This is a genomic window from Streptomyces rhizosphaerihabitans, assembly GCF_025399795.1.
Classification (GTDB): domain Bacteria; phylum Actinomycetota; class Actinomycetes; order Streptomycetales; family Streptomycetaceae; genus Streptomyces; species Streptomyces rhizosphaerihabitans.
On sequence record NZ_JAODTZ010000034.1, the window covers coordinates 60,046 to 78,988 of the forward strand.

Here is an 18,943-nt window from a genome sequence, read left to right on the forward strand (position 1 = left end):
GCAAGTAAATCCGAACGAGCACCGTTCTTCCGCCGAACGGGGCCCCCGGGGAATGGTGTCAGATCAACGGCGGAGCACGGGCTGCTGCCCCGACGCTCGCCCCCCGAAACCTGGACCCCGGCCCTTGGTCCCGCTCGCCGGAAGGCGCCGGGACCTCGGCCGTCCCCCGCAAAAGGCGACGGCCGACCCCAACCCTACCGGCCCAGATATACGGAGGTCAGTGCTCAGCTGACTCAACCGCCGCCGAAGTGACCAGTTCTGTCAGTACTCCGTGGCAATCCTTGGGGTGCAGGAACGTGATCCGGGACCCCATGGACCCGGTCCGGGGCTCGTCGTAGAGCACTCGGACGCCCTTGTTCCGGATGTCCGCGGCGTCACCGTCGACGTCCGCGGTGCCGAAGGCGATGTGATGCACGCCCTCACCGTTCTTGGCCAGCCACTTGCCCACGGCCGAGTCCTCGCGGGTGGGTTCGAGCAGTTGGAGGTAGGAGGCGCCGCCGTCGGACGTCTCGTTGATCTTGAGCATGGCCTCCCGGACGCCCTGCTCCTCGTTGATCTCGGAGTGGAAGACTTCGAAGCCGTACGTCGCACGGTAGAACTCGACAGTGGCGTCGAGGTCGAAACAGGCGATCCCGATGTGGTCGATTCGCGTCAGCATGGAGTCAGTGCAGCGCTCCTGGCGTGGTTACGCAACGTGCGCGCGATCACACTGCGGGCCGGATGACGGGTGGCCTACCGCTCAGTACATTCTCAGTAAACCCTCGTTCACTCCTCGGCTGTGCAAGCCGGTAAGGGGATCGCACCTCATGTCTGGAACGAACAGCAGTACCTCGGTGATCGTCGCGGGCGCCCGAACGCCCATGGGACGGTTGCTGGGCTCGCTGAAGTCCTTCTCCGGGGCCGACCTCGGAGGCTTCGCGATCAAGGCCGCCCTCGACCGTGCGGGCATCGGCGGCGACCAGGTGCAGTACGTGATCATGGGCCAGGTGCTCCAGGCCGGGGCAGGGCAGATCCCGGCACGCCAGGCCGCCGTCAAGGCGGGCATCCCGATGAGCGTCCCGGCCCTCACCATCAACAAGGTGTGTCTCTCCGGCCTCGACGCCATCGCCCTCGCGGACCAGCTGATCCGCGCCGGCGAGTTCGACATCGTCGTCGCCGGTGGCCAGGAGTCCATGACGAACGCCCCGCACCTGCTCCCGAAGTCCCGCGAAGGCTACAAGTACGGCGCGATCGAGATGCTCGACGCCATGGCGTACGACGGTCTGACGGACGCCTTCGAGGGCATCGCCATGGGCGAGTCCACGGAGAAGCACAACACCCGTCTCGGGATCCAGCGCCCGGCGCAGGACGAGATCGCCGCCCTCTCCCACCAGCGCGCGGCCGCCGCCCAGAAGAACGGCATCTTCGAGGCGGAGATCACACCCGTCGAGATCCCGCAGCGCAAGGGCGAGCCCGTCGTCTTCAGCAAGGACGAGGGCATCCGCGCCGAGACGACCGCCGAGTCGCTCGGCAAGCTGCGTCCCGCCTTCGCCAAGGACGGCACCATCACCGCCGGCACCTCCTCCCAGATCTCGGACGGCGCGGCCGCCGTGGTCGTGATGAGCAAGGCCAAGGCGCTGGAGCTGGGTCTGGAGTGGATCGCGGAGATCGGCGCGCACGGCAATGTGGCGGGGCCGGACAACTCCCTGCAGTCGCAGCCCTCGAACGCGATCCTGCACGCCCTGAAGAAGGAGGGCCTGGAGGTCGAGGACCTCGACCTGATCGAGATCAACGAGGCCTTCGCGGCCGTCGCGGTCCAGTCGATGAAGGACCTCGGGGTCTCCACGGAAAAGGTGAACGTCAACGGCGGCGCCATCGCCCTCGGTCACCCGATCGGCATGTCCGGCGCCCGGGTCGTGCTGCACCTCGCCCTCGAACTGAAGCGGCGCGGCGGCGGCGTGGGCGCGGCCGCCCTGTGCGGCGGCGGCGGTCAGGGCGATGCCCTGATCGTGCGGGTGGCCAAGGCCTGACCCGCGTTCGAACGACCGACCCCTCGTGAACGGAGCTGTGATGCAGGACGTCTCCTCGCTGGTGACCCAGGCCAGGGAAGGACGGCCGCGGGCGGTGGCCCGGCTGATCTCCCTCGTGGAGGGAGCGGCACCGCAGCTCCGTGAGGTCATGGCCGCGCTGGCCCCGCTGACCGGCAACGCGTACGTGGTGGGGCTCACCGGATCGCCCGGAGTCGGCAAGTCGACCTCGACGTCGGCGCTGGTGAAGGCCTACCGGCGGCAGGGCAAGCGGGTCGGTGTGCTGGCCGTCGACCCGTCCTCGCCGTTCTCCGGGGGCGCGCTGCTGGGCGACCGCGTCCGGATGTCCGACCACGCCTCGGACCCGGGCGTCTACATCCGCTCGATGGCGACGCGCGGCCACCTGGGCGGACTTGCCTGGTCGGCCCCCCAGGCGATCCGCGTCCTGGACGCGGCGGGCTGCGACGTGATCCTGGTGGAGACCGTCGGTGTCGGCCAGTCGGAGGTCGAGATCGCCTCCCAGGCGGACACCTCGGTGGTGCTGCTGGCCCCCGGCATGGGCGACGGCATCCAGGCGGCCAAGGCGGGAATCCTGGAGATCGGCGACGTGTACGTCGTCAACAAGGCCGACCGTGACGGCGCCGACGCCACCGCCCGCGAGCTCAACCACATGCTCAGCCTCGGTGAGTCCCGCGGTCCGGGGGACTGGCGCCCGCCGATCGTGAAGACCGTGGCCGCGCGCGGCGAGGGCATCGACGAGGTCGTCGAGGCCCTGGAGAAGCACCGGGCGTGGATGGAGGAGCACGGCGTGCTGGCCGAGCGCCGGCTCGCCCGGGCGTCCCAGGAGGTCGAGACGATCGCCGTCACCGCTTTGCGGCGGCGCATCGGCGACCTCCACGGCGACCGCCGCCTGAGCGCCCTCGCGGAGCGCATCGTCGCGGGCGAACTGGACCCCTACCGGGCCGCCGACTCCCTGATCGAGGGCCTCACGGAGGCCTGAGCGACGGCGAACCCGGCAGTGCGGGGCGCGCGCTCCGACGTGGTGTCGCGCGGTGCGGCGCCGCACCGCGCGGTGCGCTCCGGGGCCGACGCGTGGCTCTCGGCCGTCGTACGCGAAGGGCGCCCGTTCCCTCCTGGAACGGGCGCCCTTCGCGCTGCCCGCGGTGAACCGGAACCGGCCGGGCCAACCGTGTGGCGCGGAGCGCGGGGTTCGGGAAAACTCCTGGCCGACTCCCCGCGCCCGCTGTTACGTTGAGCGGCATGTTCCTCCTCCTGGCATAGGGCCCGCCCAGGCCCGCGACGCACACGCGGCACTGTGACCGCGGCGTCGCGGCACTCCGGCGACCCCTGTCCCGCCTCGCTGTTGAGGAACTCCACCCATGTCTGCGTCATCCTCGCGGCCGTCCTACGCCGCGCTCTTCCTCGTTCCCCATGCCCGCCGCACCTTCGTGGCGGCCATGACCGGCCGTCTGTCGTACGGCGTCGTCTCCCTGGCCATGATGCTCACCACCGCCCGCGCCACCGGGTCCTACGCCGTGGCCGGCACGGTCATGGCGCTGTTCGGTGCGATGAGCGTGTTCCTGTCGCCCGCGCGGGCGGCGCTGATCGACCGGTACGGCGCCCGCCGTGCCCTGATCCCCATGGCCTCGCTCTACGCGGGCCTGCTCACGGCCTTCGCGGCCACGGCCTGGCGGCCCGGCGCGCCCGTACCGGCGATCGGCGCGCTGGCGGTCGCCGCGGGCGCCTGCACTCCACCGCTCGGACCCACGATGCGCGCCGTGTGGGGCGAAGTGGTCCAGGACGAGCGGCTGTTGCAGCGCGCCTACAGCCTGGACGGTGTCGTGGAGGAGATCCTCTTCGTCTCCGGGCCGCTGCTCGTCGGCGCGGTCGTGCAGGCGGCGCCGCCTGCCGCGGCGGTCGCGTTGAGCGCCCTGCTGGTGTGGTCGGGAACCCTGGCATTCGTCCTCTCCCCGGTCGTGGCGGGGGTCCGTCCGGCCGCGGCGAAAGCGGCGCACGCCGGGCGCCGGTGGCGGGGTGGACGGGCGCTCGCCCAGCCGGTCGTCGTCGCGCTCGGCGTCGGCCTGTCGCTGGGCGCCGTCGACCTCCTGGTCATGGCGTTCGCCGGGCAACACCACCACGGCGCGGGCGTGGTGGCCTGGGTGCTCGCCGCGCTGTCGCTGGGCAGCGCGCTGGGGGGTCTGCTGAACGGCGCGGTCGACTGGCGCACGGCCCCCGGCGTACGGCTGCCGCTGCTGGCCGGCGCTCTGGGCCTCACGCTGCTCGCAGCGGGGCTCGCCCCCGGCCTCGGCGCGCTGACCGCGGCCGTCGCCTGTGCCGGCTTCTTCGTCTCCCCGGCCCTGACGACGTCCTATCTGATGGCCGACGCGGCCGCTCCGCCCGGCTTCCGCACCCAGGCCGGAGCCTGGGTCAACACCGCGGTGAACGCGGGGAGTTCAGGGGGCGCCGCCGGCGCGGGCCTGCTGGTGGGCAGGCTGTCGCTGGGGCTGTGCTTCGCGCTCTCGGGAACACTGGCCCTGGCCGCGGCCCTGGTCTGTGTACGGAACGCGAGAACCCCGCGTCCGGACGCGGACGCGGGGCGCCGTGCGGCCGGGGTCGCGCGCCCCGCCGAGACGGACGGCGCGCAACTCCCCGGCTAGTGCTACGGCTTGCCGCGCTGCCCGAGCAGGTGCTCGGCGATCGGCCGCAGCGACTTGTGCAGATCCTCCAGTGCCTCCGGTGACACCAGGTCGATGAAGTTCCGCCGTACGGACGCCACATGATGCGGCGAGACCTTCTTCATCGTCTCCATGCCGTGCTCGGTGAGGACCGCGTACAGCCCTCGCCGGTCGGACTCGCAGTTCTCACGGCGCACCAGGTCCGCGTTCTCCATGCGCGTGATCTGGTGCGAGAGACGGCTCTTGGACTGGAGGGTGGCGGACGCCAGGTCGCTCATCCGCATGCGAACGCCCTCCGACTCGGAGAGGTTCACCAGGATCTCGTAGTCGTTCATCGTCAGCCCGAACGGCTGAAGGTCCCTTTCGAGCTGGTACGTCAACAGCCTGTTGACCTCCAGGTGGGTGCGCCAGGCGCACTGCTCCGCATCGGTCAGCCAGCGCGTGGCCGTCTCGGTCTCCATAAATGAAGTCTACCTAAAATGTTGAAAGGCGAACTAGTGAGGGGTTGTGTGACCGTGTGCACGCGTTCGATGCACGTTCGATGTCACACTCCGCAGACTACCGCTCACAGCCCGAAGCGACGCTGGAGGTCCCCCAGCTGTCCGGGAAGGCGCGGTGCGCCGGCTTGCTGCCCGTGCTGACCGGGCACCCCTCCCGCGCCGGGTACTCCGGCCTGCTGCGGGACCGCCCCTGTGGCCTGCTCCGCCATCAGGATCTCGGTGGACTGGAGCAGTACCGTGCCTGCCCCCACGAACTCGAACTGGTGCTCCTCCCCGGAAGCCCCTCCGAGGCCCGTCATCGCACGTAGACCGCCCATTACGCCTGTCATGTACCCGTGGTCGTAGTGGTGGCACGGGGACGGGCAGTCGGCCCATCCGACGAGGGCCTGCGGGTCCACCCGGATCGGGGGTTCCATGAACACCACCGGACCGTTTGACGCAGCCACGAACTTGCCGGTTCCGATCAGTGTCAGAAAGCCCGGCACGATCGACTGCTTGAGCGCGAGACTTGGCTGAAAAGCGAGCAAGTTGCCCGAGCGAATGGTCAGGTTGCCTTCGTCGAGGTCGTACGAATTCACATCGAAGGCCCGGTCGGCGAGGAGCATCTTGCCCGAACCCTGTGCCACGACCCAGTCGCTCGCGTGCAGAGGCGAATGGAACGACGTACGGACAAGACGGTCAAGTCGGCCGTGCCCGATCCCGTTGAACTCCATCGATCCGTAGTAGGCGATCATCTTGCCCTTCTGCAGGAACCACTCGCTTCCCTTGAGCTCCACGCAGAAGGTGTAGTTGTTGACGTTGTCGTCGACCGGCAGCGACATCGGATCGTGGATCACCGGGCCGCCCGGGGCTCCGTACCCGCTCACAGCTTCTCCTCAGAGGCCTGGACGTACACCGAACCGCTCCCGCTCAGCTCCAGCTGGAACGCCTCGCCCGAACCGCGGCCCACCATGTCGCGCCAGCCCAGCGCCGTGGACAGCTTGTTGCGCACGTCGCCGTGGTGCGCCACGTACGCCTGCGGGTCGACGTGCACCGTCCGCTGCGGAGTGATCGGGACCTCGAAGACACCGCCGTGCGCCATGACGGCCACCGCTCCGTGGCCCTTGAGCGTGGTCGTGAAGAGCCCCTGACCCGTCACCTGGCCCCGCACCATGCCCATCACACCGCCCTGCGAGCCCAGGAACATCGTGCCCTGCTGCAGCGTCCCGTCGAAGGCCAGCAGCCGGTCCGCCTCGACGTACAACGTGTCACCCGTGAGGCTGATCACGTGGACATGGTGGCCGCCGTGCCCGAAGAGCACCGTGCCCGCGCCCTCGACGGTCATCAGGGGGGTCGCCTCGTTGGCCAGCCGGCGGCCGATCATCGACATCACACCGCCCTGCCCGCCCTGGATGTTGGGCGTGAACGACACCTCGCCCTTGTACGCGAGCATGGCGCCGCGCTGACTGAACAGCCGCTGACCCGGCATCACCGTCGCCTCGACCATCTTCGAGTTCACCTCGCGGAACGCCATGTCAGACATCCCCCGCGATCGTGTTGCGCTCACTGGGCTGGACGTAGACCAGCCCGTCGCCCTCGAAGCGCATCTGGAACGCCTCGCCGCCTCCCTCGCCGAGGAACGTGCGGAACGTCACACCGGACTGCAGCGACTGCCGCACATTGCCCTGATGCGCGATGTACGCCCCCGGATCGACCGTCAATGGGTACTGGGCACTGACCCGCAGCACCACCGCGGGCCCGTCCGACATGATCGCCGCCTGGCCGTGGCCCTCGACGGTGGTCGTGAACAGACCGTTGCCCTGGGAGGCGCCGCGCAGCCCCGTGAACGTCGTGCCCGTGCGCAGACCCGCGTCCGTGGCGAGCAGATTGCTCGACTCCACGTACAGCTTGTCCCCCTGAAGGGCCACCAGGTTGATTTCCGAGGCCCGGTCCGCGAACCAGCAGGTGCCGTGCCCCTTCACCTCCATCACCGTCATCTGCTCACCGGTGAGGCGCCGGGTCACCATCCCCCGGATCCCCTCACCACCCCCGCTCAGCTTCTTGAAGGCCATCTGACCGTCGTACGCGACCATGGAGCCGTTCTTCGCCTTCACGGCGTCCCCGGTCACGTCGACGGCCAGCACCTTGCTGCCCTGAAGTCGAAACATCGCCACTCTGTGAAGGTAGCCGCAGCGCCGTACCGCCGACAGAGCCCACGGGTGGATCCGACCCCTGAGCCGACCCCTAGGGGCCCCGGACCCGGGATCGCGTCCTTCGGATGCCACAATGTCCCGGACGCTTGTGCTTGCGTTCACAAGGTGAGCGTCCCCCCCGACAGCGAAACCCACCGAAGGTGACCCGTGGACATAAAGACCGCCACCGCACTCCGCCGGCTCCGTCTGGTCTCGGCGCCCGAAGCCGTTTCCTTCCTGCTGCTGCTCGTCTGCTCGGTGCTGAAGCGGACCACGGACTTCGATGCCGTGCCCGTCATGGGCCGGGTCCACGCCGCCCTCTTCGTCCTGTACGTGGTCCTCTGGGCGTTCGCCTGGTACCGCGCCCGGTGGAGCGTCGGCATCGCGGCCTTCTACTTCGTCCTCTCCGTCCTGCCCACCGGCGGCTTCTTCGCCGAGCGCAAGCTCAAGCGCGAGGCCGAGGACGCGGTCGTCGCCTCCCGCGCCCGCAAGGAAGGGGTCGTGAACGCATGATCGTCGCCTTCTCCGTGACGCCGCTCGGTGTCGGCGAGGACGTGGGGGAGTACGTCGCCGACGCCGTCCGCGTGGTCCGTGAGTCGGGCCTGCCCAACCGCACCGACGCGATGTTCACGTCGATCGAGGGTGAGTGGGACGAGGTGATGGCCGTCGTCAAGCGCGCCGTCGCCGTCGTCGAGGAACGCGCGCCCCGCGTCTCGGTCGTCCTCAAGGCGGACATCCGTCCCGGCGTGACGGACGGCCTCACCTCCAAGGTGGAGACGGTGGAACGGCACCTGTCGGCATGACGCCGTGCCGTTATGTCGGCATAACGGCATAACGGCATAACGGCATAACGGCGTGACTGCATGACCTCGGGGCGCGGGCCCCGCGCAGAGAACCCCGGTCCCCAGGGCCGGGGTTCTCTCATGTTCCGGCGGCGGTGACGGTGAGGGCGGTGGTGACGGGGCCGGTCGCCTGCGGCGCCACCGGCCCCGCGCGGGCGCGCAGTTCCACGCCCGCGGCCGAACGGCCGCCCCGGGGGCGAAAGACCACCCGCCCGCACGCCCCCGCACCCCTTCGGACGCGCCCCGTTCGACACGTCGTCAAAACTCCACTTATGTGTGGGTACCAGCCAGAACGATCACCGGGCACGTTCAACCACTGGAGGGCGATGTGCGGCCCGAGGGCTACGACTACGACACCTACAGTCGACTCGCCGGACCCCTGACCCAGCCGTCCGGCACGGACTACCGGGTGCGGTACACCAAGCTCCTGTCGCGGGGACCGCACCGAATACGCGCCATCGTGCTGATGACCCTCGCCCCGGTCCTCACCGGCGCGCTCCTCGTCTACCTCGTGTGGCCCACCCACTGGGTGGAGCGCGAAGGCGGCGAGCCCTGGCTGATCGCCCTCGACACCACCATGCTCGTCGCCATCGCTCTGATCGAGTTCTTCATGGTCGTCAACGTCATGAGCATCGCCCACGCGACGATGGTCGCGCGCGACCCCGTTCCCGTCGTCCCCGCGCAGGGCACCCGGGTCGCCTTCCTCACCACCTACGTTCCGGGAAAGGAACCCCTCGCCACGGTCCGCGCCACCCTCGAAGGCGCGGTGGGCATCACCCATACCGGGCGCCTCGACATCTGGCTGCTCGACGAGGGCGACGACACACAGGCCAGGGCCCTGTGCGCCGAGCTCGGGGTGAGGCACTTCACCCGCAAGGGGGTGCCCGAGTGGAACCGCCCCGAGGGAAGTCACAGGGCCAGGACCAAGCACGGCAACTACAACGCGTGGCTCTCCCTGTACGGTCACGCGTACGATTTCTTCGCCTCCGTCGACACCGACCATGTCCCGCTGCCCGGCTTTCTCGAGCGCATGATGGGCTACTTCCGGGACCCCGACGTCGCGTTCGTCGTCGGCCCCCAGGTGTACGGGAACTACGGGAACCCCGTCACCAAGGCCGCCGAGTCCCAGCAGTTCCTCTTCCACGCCCTGATCCAGCGCGCCGGCAACCGCTACGGGTCGCCCATGTTCGTCGGCACCAACAACGTCGTCCGCATCGCGGCCCTCAAGCAGATCGGCGGGCTGTACGACTCCATCACCGAGGACATGGCCACCGGGTTCGAACTGCACCGGCACCGGAACCCCCGGACGGGCCGGCACTGGCGGTCCGTCTACACACCGGACGTCCTCGCCGTCGGCGAAGGGCCCTCCTCCTGGACCGACTTCTTCACCCAGCAGACGCGCTGGTCGCGCGGCACCTACGAGACCCTGTTCAAGCAGTACTGGAAGGCGCCGTTCACCATGCCTTTCGGCCGGCTCTTCTCGTACACCCTGATGCTCCTCTACTACCCGATGACGGCCGTCAACTGGCTTCTGGGCATGCTCAGTTGCTTTCTGTTCCTGTGGTTCGGGGCCTCCGGGACACAGGTGACGGCCTCCGTGTGGCTGATGCTCTACAGCGACGCCGCCGCCCTGCAGATCTGCCTCTACCTGTGGAACCGGCGGCACAACGTCTCGCCGCACGAACCCGAGGGATCCGGCGGCCTTGCCGGCATGGCGATGTCGGCACTGTCGGCCCCCATCTATCTGAAGTCTCTGAGCGAGGCCCTGATCCGGCGCCCCAGCCGCTTCGTCGTCACTCCGAAGGGCCGCGACGCCAGCCCCGACCGGCTCCGGACCTTCCGTGTCCACCTCGGCTGGGCCGCGCTGCTCGCCGTCTCGCTCGGCGCGTCGGTCGTCCTCGGCCACACCCACGCGGCCATGCGGACCTGGGCGCTGCTGGCCATGGGGATCTCCCTCGCACCGGTCGCGGTCTGGGTCCTCACCCTCCTCAAGGAGCGCCGGACCCGGCTCGCCCTGCCGGCCCCCGCCCGCGCTCACGACAGCGGGGAACCGGTGCCGGCCGCGGCCGGCACCCCCATGACGGTCACCGGTTCCACGACAGGAGGCACCTAGGCCATGGCGTACCGGCCCTCGAAGAAGACGAAGAAGACGGTGCTCGGCATCGCGGGAATCGCCGTCCTCGCGGGACTCAACGCCCCGGCGGCGCTCGGCTTCGCCGGTGAGAAGTACTACGAGTACAAGATCTCCCAGCCCGCCTACCAGGCGAAGTACGGCTCCTGGAGCCGGATCGACATCCCCGCGAAGTACCGCACCAACGCGATCCACGCGGCCCTGCTGCACACCGGGAAGGTGCTCATCGTCGCCGGGTCGGGCAACGAGCAGAAGAAGTTCGACAAGGGGTCCTTCGACACGATCCTGTGGGATCCGAGGACGGACACCTTCAAGAAGGTCCCCACCCCGGACGACTTCTTCTGCTCCGGACACGCACAGCTCCCCGACGGCAGAATGCTCGTGGCCGGCGGCACCGCCCGCTATGAGCGGCTGGAAGGCGAGGTCGTACGGGCCGGCGGCGGCATGCGCGTCAAGAACGAGAACCCCGACAAGGCCATCGTCCTCAAGAAGGGCACCGTCTTCCGCTCACCGGCCGGCGTCGACTACGTCAGCAGGGTCGACGTGACGGTCCCCAGGGCCGGCCGGAACCAGATCATCACGTACGACAGGGCCGGCGTCATGCAGCCCTGGAAGACCGAGGTCACGGCCGGCGAGGCCCGTGTCTTCGTGGAGGCCGAGGAGAAGGGACCGGGGTCGGTCACCGACCGGCAGGCCCAGTACGAGATCGTCGGCCTGCGCGGCGAGGACGCCCGCAACACGTACGGCCTCTCGGAGAAGATCACGCTGGAGAAGCAGGACTTCCAGGGCATCAGGGCCGCCTACGAGTTCGACCCGAAGGCCGAGAAGTACATCCCCGTCGACCCGATGGACAAGGCCCGCTGGTACCCGACCCTCGTGGGACTCGACGACGGGCGGGTCCTCGCCGTCTCCGGCCTCGACGACGTCGGGGTCATCGACCCCGGCGACAACGAGATCTACGACCCGAGGACGAAGAAGTGGAGCCCCGGCCCGCAGCGCTACTTCCCCACCTACCCGGCCCTCTTCCTCACCAAGGGCGGCAAACTCTTCTACCCGGCCTCCAACGCCGGATACGGACCTGCCGACCGGGGCCGCGAGCCGGGCCTGTGGGACCTGCGCACCAACACGTTCCAGAAGGTGCCCGGTCTGCGGGACGCCGACCGGACGGAGACCTCCGCCTCGCTCCTGCTCCCGCCCGCCCAGGACCAGAAGGTGATGATCCTCGGCGGCGGAGGCGTCGGCGAGTCCGGGAAGTCCACCGCCCGCACCGCCGTCGTCGACCTCAAGAAGGACAGCCCGGCCTTCCAGGACGGCCCCGACCTTCCCCAGGGCACGCGCTATCTGAACAGCGTGATCATGCCGGACGACTCCGTCTTCACCACCAACGGCTCCAAGGACTACCGCGGCCGCGGCGCCAGCAACATCCTCAAGGCGCAGTTCTACGATCCCAAGGCCAACGCCTTCCACGAGGCCGCGTCCCCGAGCGTGGGCCGCAACTACCACTCCGAGGCGCTGCTCCTGCCCGACGGCCGCGTCGCCACCTTCGGCTCCGACCCGCTCTTCGACGACCGGCGGAACACCGAACTGGGCCACTTCGAACAGCGCATGGAGGTCTTCACCCCGCCCGCCCTGCACCGGAACGGCAAGAACCGTCCGGCGCTGGGCCACGGCCCCGAGGAACTCGACGGGAACCACCGGGCGACGTTCGCCACCGACCACCCGGAACGGGTCGTCAAGGCCCGGCTGATGCGCCCCAGCGCCGTCACCCACACCACGGACGTCGAGCAGCGGTCGATCGAACTGGGGCTCACGAAGACCGCGGACTCGGTCACCGTCGACGTACCGAGGGACCCGTCGCTGGTGCCGCCCGGCTGGTACATGCTCTTCGTGACGGACGGTCAGGGCACGCCGTCCGAGGCGAAATGGATCCAGGTCAGGTGACGGAGTTGCGTGCCAGTTCCAGGGCGTAGTCCGGCCACCACCGCCCGGCCGCCGGTCCGCCCCCGCATTCTCCGTCCGACTCGCCCGGCCGCTTGATCCACAGGTAGGCGTCGAGGGCGGGTTCACCGGTGGCCGTGGTCGGCGGAGTGCCCAGTGCCCGGCCCGGCGGATTGCACCAGACCCCCTCCAGCGGGCCGTTGCCGTTGCGGCTGGTGTCGACGACGAAATGCTTCCCGCCGAGCCGGTCGGAGAGGCGGACCCCGTACTGCTTGGCGGCTTCGTTCGTCTGGAAGTTGGAGACGTTGAGCGAGAAGCCGTCGGCGTTCGCGATGCCCGCGCGCTCCAGGGGCTCGACCAGTTCTCCGGAATCGAGGATCCAGGCGGGGTTCCCGGCGTCCAGGTACACCTTGGTGCGCGGCTGGCGCTTCAGCCGCACGATCGCCTCGTTCAGCAGCCGCTCGCGCTCGTCCTGGTACTCGCCGGGCGTGCAGCCGTCCACGATGTGCGCGAGCGCGTCCGGTTCCAGGACCACCAGGGCCCGGCCGTCGCCGAGGGCGTCGGCGAACCGGTCGATCCACCGCCGGTAGGCGTCCGCGTCCGCCGCCCCGCCCGCCGAGTGCTGGCCGCAGTCCCGGTGCGGGATGTCGTACGCCACGAACAGCGCCGTCCGTCCTTCCCGCGTCGCGGACGCGGTCGCCGAGCGCACCGCCGGGCCGGGGTCGAGCTCGCCGGCCGGCCACAGGGCTACGGGCTGGTCCGCGATCCGCTTCAGCAGCAGGGCGTCCCGGGTGCGGCCCTGCTGCCGCCACAGCTCGATCTGCCGGGCCGCCGGGCCGGCCGGGTCCACCCAGAAGGGGGAGCGGGCGGCGGGGCCCGCCTGTTTCGAGGCGGCACCGGCGACGGAGGCCTCGCCGACCTCGGGCGCGCAGCCCGCCATGAGCCCGAGCACCGTGAGAGCCGCGAGGGCGTGGATCAGCCGGGGCATGCTGCTCCCTTGCGCGAAGGTGACGACAAGTCACCAATCGTTGCACAAGGGGGCATATCGACAGGGAAGCGGCGTGGCGTGATGTACGCCCCCGGCCCCCGGGTCAGTCGCCGCCCGACGCCAGCGCGATCCCGAGCGGTGTCCGCTCGTACAGCACCTGGTGCCCGTACCGGCGTGAGACGAGCAGGCCCGCGTCGCGCAGGGCGGCGAGATGCGCGGAGACCGACGACGGCGCGAGGCGCAGCCGGTGGGCGAGGGCCGTCGTGCCGGCCGGTTCGTCGAGCGCGGTGAGCACGGCGGCCCGGCCGCGCCCGAGGAGTCGTACGAGCGCGTCGGGCGTACGGTCCGTCGGCTCGGCCCACAGGCCGCCGATGCCGCGCGCGGGGTAGACGAGGGTCGCCTGCCAGGGGGGTTCGAAGCCGCTGATCACGTCCGGCCAGGAGAAGACGCTCGGCATGAGGACCAGGCCCTGTCCGGCCAGGTGCCGTTCGTGCCGGCCTCCGACCTCGACGGTCAGGGTGTGCGAGCGCCAGCCGAACCGGCGGTCGATCTCCGGGAGGAGACCGCCGAGGCCGACCTCGGCGAGCCGCCGTGAATGGAAGGCGACGTCGGCCTCCAGCAGGGCGCGCAGCCGTGGCCAGTCCGGTGCTACGAGGGTGTGCCAGGCCTGTTCCAGCAGGCCGGTGAGTTCGCGCACCATGCGGGCCGGGTCGGCCAGCAGGGCCCGGCCGCGCGGCGAGGCGAGGGCGCCAGGGGTCGCGGCGAGTGAACGCGCGCTCTCCTCGCGGGCCACGTCTGGGTCGGCCGCGCGGATCGCGGCGAGCTCCTCCTCGAAGCTCGCCGCCGGGCCCAGCGGCGGCGGGCCGAGCCAGTCGGGGGAGTAGCCCCGTTGCGGCATCAGCAGCCACAGCGGGGCGAGGTCGAGTCCGGCGGCCGCCGCGCGCATACGGCGCAGCCAGTGCGCGTGATAGCCGTGCCGCGAGGGCCGGTTGAGCGTGCGCACCGCCTCCTGCGTCTCCCACAGCGGCGACACCGCGAACCGGCAGTTGAGGAGGTCGTCCTCCCCGAAGTGCAGCAGTGACGGCATGACACGACCCCAGAAGATTCGGCTGACGCCGAAACTCTACGGGTCCGGAGCGGGTCCGGGCACGCTGTCGCCCATGCCGGAAGCAGAGACGAAGGGCACGGCGACCGTGCCCGTACCGACGAGCACCGCGGACAAGACCGCGACGAGCACCGCGGACAAGACCGCGACGCCCGCCACGGAGAACACCGAGACGCCCGCCCCGGACGGCAAAGCGATGCCCGCCCCGGCGTACACCGTGACGAGCACCGCGACGCCGGCCGCGGAGGGCGCCGCGGAGACTGAGCCGGGGAGCATCCCGAGCGCCTCGAAAGATGTCCCGGAAACCGTCCCCGCGCGCACCGGGTACGGTCCCGTGTTCGCCGTGCCCGAGTTCCGCGCCGTCTTCGCCGCGCACGCGTTCTCGCTGCTCGGACTCGTCGTCAGTGAGATCGCGCTCTCCGTCCTCGTCTACGACCTGACGGGCTCTCCGCTGCTGAGCGCCCTGACGTTCGCGCTCGGCTTTCTGCCCTATCTGATCGGCGGGACCCTGCTCGCGGGCATCGCGGACCGCTTCCCGGCCCGCCGGGTCCTGGTGGTGTGCGATCTGGTGTGCGCGGGATGCGTGGCCGTGATGGTGCTGCCGGGCGCGCCCATCGCGGTGCTGCTCACGATGCGGGCCGCGCTCGCCCTGGTCGCCCCGGTGTTCCAGGGAACGCGGACGGCGACCCTCGCGGACGTCCTCGGCGACGGGGAGCTGTTCGTGCTCGGCCGTTCCCTGCTGCGGATCCTCTCGCAGAGCGCGCTGCTGGCCGGGTTCGGGACCGGCGGCCTGCTGCTCACCGTCGTGTCCCCGCGCCACGCGCTCCTCGTCACGGTCTGCACCTTCCTCGTCTCCGCCGTGCTGCTGCGGTTCGGCACCCGGCGGCGGCCCGCGCGGGCGCACGGGGGGCAGGCACTCGTGCGGGACTCCCTGCGTGGTGCCCGTCAGGTGCTCGCCGACCGCCGGATCCTCGTGCTGCTCCTGCTGTTCTGGGCGCCGTCGATGTTCGTCGTCGCGCCGGAGGCGCTGGCGGCGCCGTACGCCGAGGGGCTCGGGGCCGGTACGGCCGGGCTCGGTCTGCTGATGTGCGCGCTGCCCGTCGGCACGATCGCGGGGGAGCTGTTCGCGGGGTCGCGGCTGCGGCCGGCCACCCGGAACCGGCTCACGCTCCCGCTGGTCTGCGTCACGCTGCTGCCCTACGCCGGCTACGCGCTGCGGCCCGGTCTCGGCTGGTCGCTGGTCCTGCTGGTGCTCGCGGGCGCCGGATCGGCGTACACCCTCGGCCTGGACCAGTGGTTCGTGCGGGCGGTGCCGGACGAACTGCTCGGGCGCGCCATGACGTTGAACACGGCCGGGCTGATGACCGTTCAGGGCGTCGGAATGGCACTGTCGGGGGTGGTGGCGGAGTTCGCCGGGGTGCGGGCGACGGTCGTGGGCGCGAGCGTGCTGGGGACCGTGGTCTGCGCGGGCCTGGCGGTCGCGGCTCGGCGGACCGAACACGGCGGGGCACGGGGCGAGTAGAGAGGCGGGGGAGAGACGCGGACGGCCGGTGGATCCGGCCGGTCGACGGGGCCCGGAACCCGGCCGCCGTGGGGGCGCATACCGAAACGCGAGACGGGGCTGACCACGATGTGACCGGCCGGTAAGGTCTTTGGCGTGCCGAAGCCGCTCAGTCTTGCCTTCGATCCCATCGCCCGCGCCGACGAACACTGGCAGCAGCGCTGGGGTTCCGTCCCGTCCATGGCCGCGATCACCTCGATCATGCGCGCGCACCAGATCCTGCTGGCCGAGGTGGACGCGGTCGTCAGGCCGTACGGACTGACCTTCGCGCGCTACGAGGCGCTGGTGCTCCTCACCTTCTCCAAGGCGGGCGAGCTGCCGATGTCCAAGATCGGCGAGCGGCTCATGGTGCATCCGACGTCCGTCACCAACACGGTGGACCGGCTGGTGCGGTCCGGGCTCGTCGACAAGCGCCCGAACCCGAACGACGGGCGGGGCACCCTCGCCTCCATCACGGACAAGGGACGCGAGGTCTGCGACGCGGCCACCCGCGACCTGATGGCGATGGACTTCGGGCTCGGGGTCTACGACGCCGAGGAGTGCGCGGAGATCTTCGCGATGCTGCGGCCGCTGCGGGTCGCCGCGCACGACTTCGACGACGAGTAGTCCGACGACGAGCAGTCCGACGACGAGTGGTCCGGTGGCGGGCGGTCCGGCGGCGGGCGGAGCGTGCCGGGGTGGGCGGCGAGGCGTGGGGGCGCGTGAAGATCGCGCAAAAAGGGTGGTTACCCTCGTGCCATGAAGAAGAGCGTGTTGACCCGCTACCGCGTGATGGCCTACGTCACCGGCGTGCTGCTGGTTCTGCTGTGCCTCAGCATGATCGCCAAGTACGGCCTGGGCGTCGACGGGGCCGCGGACTTCACCCGTGTCGTCGCCATCGCGCACGGCTGGCTGTACGTCGTCTACCTGATCTTCGCCTTCGACCTGGGGTCCAAGGCGAAGTGGCCGGTCGGCAAGCAGCTCTGGGTGCTGCTGGCGGGCACGATTCCCACGGCCGCCTTCTTCGTGGAGCGCCGCATCAGCCACGAGCTGGAGTCGCAGGTCACGGAGGCTTCCCCCGAGGCTGTCAAGGCCTGATCCGCACCGCCGTACGGGACCGTACGGCGGTTTGCCATCGACATTTACTAGGACGTCCTAGTAAATTCGAGGGTATGGACGCTCACGCCATCGAGGAAGGCCGCCGACGCTGGCAGGCCCGTTACGACGCTTCGCGCAAGCGCGAGGCCGACTTCACCACGCTCTCCGGTGATTCCGTGGAGCCGGTGTACGGTCCCCGGCCCGGGGACAACTATGAGGGCTTCGAGCAGATCGGCTGGCCCGGGGAGTACCCCTTCACGCGCGGGCTGTACGCGACCGGCTACCGGGGGCGTACGTGGACCATCCGGCAGTTCGCCGGGTTCGGCAACGCCGAGCAGACCAACGAGCGCTACAAGAAGATCCTCGCCAACGGCGGCGGGGGCCTCTCCGTGGCCTTCGACATGCCCACGCTGATGGGCCGCGACTCGGACGACGCCCGTGCGCTCGGCGAGGTCGGGCACTGCGGTGTCGCGATCGACTCGGCCGCAGACATGGAGGTCCTCTTCCAGGACATCCCGCTCGGTGACGTCACGACGTCGATGACGATCAGCGGGCCCGCGGTGCCGGTCTTCTGCATGTACCTGGTCGCCGCCGAGCGCCAGGGCATCGACCCCGCCGTGCTGAACGGCACGCTCCAGACCGACATCTTCAAGGAGTACATCGCGCAGAAGGAGTGGCTCTTCCAGCCCGAGCCGCATCTGCGCCTCATCGGCGACCTGATGGAGCACTGCGCCGAGAAGATCCCCGCGTACAAGCCGCTGTCCGTCTCCGGGTACCACATCCGCGAGGCGGGCTCCACGGCCGCGCAGGAGCTCGCGTACACGCTGGCGGACGGCTTCGGCTACGTGGAACTGGGGCTCTCCCGCGGGCTCGACGTGAACGTCTTCGCCCCCGGCCTCTCCTTCTTCTTCGACGCGCACGTCGACTTCTTCGAGGAGATCGCCAAGTTCCGCGCGGCGCGCCGGATCTGGGCCCGCTGGATGCGGGACGTGTACGGCGCCACCTCCGAGAAGGCGCAGTGGCTGCGTTTCCACACGCAGACCGCCGGCGTCTCGCTGACGGCCCAGCAGCCGTACAACAACGTCGTGCGCACCGCCGTGGAGGCGCTCGCGGCGGTTCTCGGCGGTACGAACTCGCTGCACACCAACGCGCTGGACGAGACGCTCGCCCTGCCGTCCGAGCAGGCCGCGGAGATCGCCCTGCGGACGCAGCAGGTGCTCATGGAGGAGACCGGCGTCGCCAACGTCGCCGACCCGCTGGGAGGTTCCTGGTACGTCGAGCAGCTCACCGACCGGATCGAGGCCGACGCGGAGAAGATCTTCGAGCAGATCAAGGAGCGCGGACTGCGGGCGCACCCGGACGGGCGGCACCCCATCGGTCCCATCACCTCCGGCATCCTGCGCGGGATCGAGGACGGGTGGTTCACCGGGGAGATCGCCGAGTCGGCGTTCCAGTACCAGCGCTCGGTCGAGAAGGGCGACAAGCGGGTCGTCGGCGTCAACGTCCACCACGGGTCCGTGACCGGCGACCTGGAGATCCTCCGGGTCAGCCACGAGGTGGAGCGTGAGCAGGTGCGGGAGCTGGCCTCGCGCAAGGAGGGCCGTGACGAGGCCGCCGTGCGCGGTGCGCTGGACGCCATGCTCGCCGCCGCGCGCGACGGGTCCAACATGATCGCCCCCATGCTGGAGGCGGTGCGGGCCGAGGCGACGCTGGGCGAGATCTGCGGTGTCCTGCGGGACGAGTGGGGCGTCTACACGGAACCGGCGGGCTTCTGAGAAACCCGCCGGGGCCACCGGGCCACCGGGCCACCGGGCAACCGCGCCACCGGGGCGCGGGGCCGTCCGCCTGCCGGGCAACCGAGCCGCCGGGCCTCCGGTCGACCGGTCCGGCGTGGCTCCAGGGGCTCCGCAGCCCGGCGGTCCCCGGTCGCCCGGAAGCCCCGTGTGGGC

At 70.5% G+C, this 18,943-nt stretch carries 19 protein-coding genes; 11 read left to right on the plus strand and 8 right to left on the minus strand.

The window, feature by feature from the left end; genetic code table 11:
- Window positions 1-217: 217 nt before the first annotated feature.
- Window positions 218-658 carry a methylmalonyl-CoA epimerase gene (gene mce, locus N4G66_RS28965; protein ID WP_261707191.1) on the minus strand — a complete coding sequence of 147 codons (441 nt, stop codon included), beginning with the start codon at window positions 656-658 and terminating at the stop codon, window positions 218-220.
- A gap of 148 nt (window positions 659-806) precedes the next feature.
- Between mce and N4G66_RS28970 the strand changes: the two genes are divergently transcribed.
- The 3 genes from N4G66_RS28970 to N4G66_RS28980 all read left to right on the plus strand — a co-directional run bounded on the left by N4G66_RS28970 (window position 807) and on the right by N4G66_RS28980 (window position 4,663).
- Window positions 807-2,009, plus strand: coding sequence for an acetyl-CoA C-acetyltransferase (locus N4G66_RS28970; protein ID WP_261707192.1), 1,203 nt, complete (start codon window positions 807-809; stop codon window positions 2,007-2,009).
- A gap of 40 nt (window positions 2,010-2,049) precedes the next feature.
- Window positions 2,050-3,006, plus strand: a complete 957-nt coding sequence (gene meaB / locus N4G66_RS28975; protein ID WP_261707227.1) for a methylmalonyl Co-A mutase-associated GTPase MeaB — start codon at window positions 2,050-2,052, stop codon at window positions 3,004-3,006.
- Between the two features lie 379 nt (window positions 3,007-3,385).
- On the plus strand, window positions 3,386-4,663 hold the full coding sequence (locus N4G66_RS28980) for an MFS transporter (RefSeq protein WP_261707193.1): 1,278 nt from the start codon (window positions 3,386-3,388) through the stop codon (window positions 4,661-4,663).
- A gap of 2 nt (window positions 4,664-4,665) precedes the next feature.
- Here N4G66_RS28980 and N4G66_RS28985 read toward each other — a convergent pair whose 3' ends face one another.
- The 4 genes from N4G66_RS28985 to N4G66_RS29000 all read right to left on the minus strand — a co-directional run bounded on the left by N4G66_RS28985 (window position 4,666) and on the right by N4G66_RS29000 (window position 7,328).
- Window positions 4,666-5,142, minus strand: coding sequence for a MarR family winged helix-turn-helix transcriptional regulator (locus tag N4G66_RS28985; RefSeq protein WP_261707194.1), 477 nt, complete (start codon window positions 5,140-5,142; stop codon window positions 4,666-4,668).
- A 104-nt stretch (window positions 5,143-5,246) separates the two neighbouring features.
- Window positions 5,247-6,047, minus strand: a complete 801-nt coding sequence (locus N4G66_RS28990) for an AIM24 family protein (RefSeq protein WP_261707195.1) — start codon at window positions 6,045-6,047, stop codon at window positions 5,247-5,249.
- Window positions 6,044-6,694, minus strand: a complete 651-nt coding sequence (locus tag N4G66_RS28995) for an AIM24 family protein (protein WP_261707228.1) — start codon at window positions 6,692-6,694, stop codon at window positions 6,044-6,046. The genes N4G66_RS28990 and N4G66_RS28995 overlap by 4 nt, the downstream gene beginning before the upstream one ends.
- Before the next feature lies 1 nt (window position 6,695).
- A complete protein-coding gene (locus N4G66_RS29000) occupies window positions 6,696-7,328 on the minus strand; it encodes an AIM24 family protein (protein ID WP_261707229.1) in 633 nt (210 codons plus the stop codon).
- Window positions 7,329-7,520: 192 nt separating this feature from the next.
- Between N4G66_RS29000 and N4G66_RS29005 the strand changes: the two genes are divergently transcribed.
- The gene (locus N4G66_RS29005) at window positions 7,521-7,865 is read left to right on the plus strand and encodes a DUF3817 domain-containing protein (RefSeq protein WP_261707196.1); all 345 of its coding nucleotides are present in this window, start codon (window positions 7,521-7,523) and stop codon (window positions 7,863-7,865) included.
- Complete coding sequence (locus N4G66_RS29010; protein ID WP_261707197.1) at window positions 7,862-8,155, plus strand: MTH1187 family thiamine-binding protein; 294 nt, start codon at window positions 7,862-7,864, stop codon at window positions 8,153-8,155. The genes N4G66_RS29005 and N4G66_RS29010 overlap by 4 nt, the downstream gene beginning before the upstream one ends.
- A gap of 118 nt (window positions 8,156-8,273) precedes the next feature.
- Here N4G66_RS29010 and N4G66_RS29015 read toward each other — a convergent pair whose 3' ends face one another.
- Window positions 8,274-8,402 (minus strand): hypothetical protein, encoded by a 129-nt coding sequence (locus tag N4G66_RS29015; protein ID WP_261707198.1) that lies wholly within the window; start codon window positions 8,400-8,402, stop codon window positions 8,274-8,276.
- Window positions 8,403-8,522: 120 nt separating this feature from the next.
- Between N4G66_RS29015 and N4G66_RS29020 the strand changes: the two genes are divergently transcribed.
- Entirely contained in the window at window positions 8,523-10,307 is a 1,785-nt protein-coding gene (locus N4G66_RS29020) for a glycosyltransferase family 2 protein (RefSeq protein ID WP_261707230.1), read from the plus strand.
- A gap of 3 nt (window positions 10,308-10,310) precedes the next feature.
- Window positions 10,311-12,266: a kelch motif-containing protein gene (locus N4G66_RS29025; protein WP_261707199.1), complete on the plus strand. Its 1,956-nt coding sequence runs from the start codon at window positions 10,311-10,313 to the stop codon at window positions 12,264-12,266.
- Here N4G66_RS29025 and N4G66_RS29030 read toward each other — a convergent pair.
- Both N4G66_RS29030 and N4G66_RS29035 read right to left on the minus strand, forming a co-directional pair.
- Window positions 12,259-13,251, minus strand: coding sequence for a glycoside hydrolase family 6 protein (locus N4G66_RS29030; RefSeq protein WP_261707200.1), 993 nt, complete (start codon window positions 13,249-13,251; stop codon window positions 12,259-12,261). The two genes, N4G66_RS29025 and N4G66_RS29030, sit on opposite strands and share 8 nt — an antisense overlap.
- A 103-nt stretch (window positions 13,252-13,354) precedes the next feature.
- On the minus strand, window positions 13,355-14,338 hold the full coding sequence (locus N4G66_RS29035) for an ArsR/SmtB family transcription factor (RefSeq protein WP_261707201.1): 984 nt from the start codon (window positions 14,336-14,338) through the stop codon (window positions 13,355-13,357).
- Window positions 14,339-14,552: 214 nt separating this feature from the next.
- On the opposite strand from N4G66_RS29035, the gene N4G66_RS29040 reads away from it, so the two are divergent.
- From N4G66_RS29040 to N4G66_RS29055, 4 genes are all read left to right on the plus strand, one after another.
- Window positions 14,553-15,878 carry an MFS transporter gene (locus N4G66_RS29040; RefSeq protein ID WP_391858899.1) on the plus strand — a complete coding sequence of 442 codons (1,326 nt, stop codon included), beginning with the start codon at window positions 14,553-14,555 and terminating at the stop codon, window positions 15,876-15,878.
- Window positions 15,879-16,013: 135 nt separating this feature from the next.
- Window positions 16,014-16,523: a MarR family winged helix-turn-helix transcriptional regulator gene (locus N4G66_RS29045; RefSeq protein ID WP_261707203.1), complete on the plus strand. Its 510-nt coding sequence runs from the start codon at window positions 16,014-16,016 to the stop codon at window positions 16,521-16,523.
- Window positions 16,524-16,655: 132 nt separating this feature from the next.
- A complete protein-coding gene (locus N4G66_RS29050) occupies window positions 16,656-16,994 on the plus strand; it encodes a DUF3817 domain-containing protein (protein WP_261707204.1) in 339 nt (112 codons plus the stop codon).
- A 74-nt stretch (window positions 16,995-17,068) separates the two neighbouring features.
- Entirely contained in the window at window positions 17,069-18,769 is a 1,701-nt protein-coding gene (locus N4G66_RS29055; protein ID WP_261707205.1) for an acyl-CoA mutase large subunit family protein, read from the plus strand.
- The last annotated feature ends 174 nt before the right edge of the window (window positions 18,770-18,943 follow it).

What these genes read in the sequence shown, in the direction of transcription:
- mce (WP_261707191.1), bottom strand. Translation starts at nt 658, where the DNA reads ATGCTGACGCGAATCGACCACATCGGGATCGCCTGTTTCGACCTCGAC.
- N4G66_RS28970 (WP_261707192.1), top strand. Translation starts at nt 807, where the DNA reads ATGTCTGGAACGAACAGCAGTACCTCGGTGATCGTCGCGGGCGCCCGA.
- meaB (WP_261707227.1), top strand. Translation starts at nt 2,050, where the DNA reads ATGCAGGACGTCTCCTCGCTGGTGACCCAGGCCAGGGAAGGACGGCCG.
- N4G66_RS28980 (WP_261707193.1), top strand. Translation starts at nt 3,386, where the DNA reads ATGTCTGCGTCATCCTCGCGGCCGTCCTACGCCGCGCTCTTCCTCGTT.
- N4G66_RS28985 (WP_261707194.1), bottom strand. Translation starts at nt 5,142, where the DNA reads ATGGAGACCGAGACGGCCACGCGCTGGCTGACCGATGCGGAGCAGTGC.
- N4G66_RS28995 (WP_261707228.1), bottom strand. Translation starts at nt 6,694, where the DNA reads ATGGCGTTCCGCGAGGTGAACTCGAAGATGGTCGAGGCGACGGTGATG.
- N4G66_RS29000 (WP_261707229.1), bottom strand. Translation starts at nt 7,328, where the DNA reads ATGTTTCGACTTCAGGGCAGCAAGGTGCTGGCCGTCGACGTGACCGGG.
- N4G66_RS29010 (WP_261707197.1), top strand. Translation starts at nt 7,862, where the DNA reads ATGATCGTCGCCTTCTCCGTGACGCCGCTCGGTGTCGGCGAGGACGTG.
- N4G66_RS29025 (WP_261707199.1), top strand. Translation starts at nt 10,311, where the DNA reads ATGGCGTACCGGCCCTCGAAGAAGACGAAGAAGACGGTGCTCGGCATC.
- N4G66_RS29030 (WP_261707200.1), bottom strand. Translation starts at nt 13,251, where the DNA reads ATGCCCCGGCTGATCCACGCCCTCGCGGCTCTCACGGTGCTCGGGCTC.
- N4G66_RS29035 (WP_261707201.1), bottom strand. Translation starts at nt 14,338, where the DNA reads ATGCCGTCACTGCTGCACTTCGGGGAGGACGACCTCCTCAACTGCCGG.
- N4G66_RS29040 (WP_391858899.1), top strand. Translation starts at nt 14,553, where the DNA reads ATGCCCGCCCCGGCGTACACCGTGACGAGCACCGCGACGCCGGCCGCG.
- N4G66_RS29050 (WP_261707204.1), top strand. Translation starts at nt 16,656, where the DNA reads ATGAAGAAGAGCGTGTTGACCCGCTACCGCGTGATGGCCTACGTCACC.
- N4G66_RS29055 (WP_261707205.1), top strand. Translation starts at nt 17,069, where the DNA reads ATGGACGCTCACGCCATCGAGGAAGGCCGCCGACGCTGGCAGGCCCGT.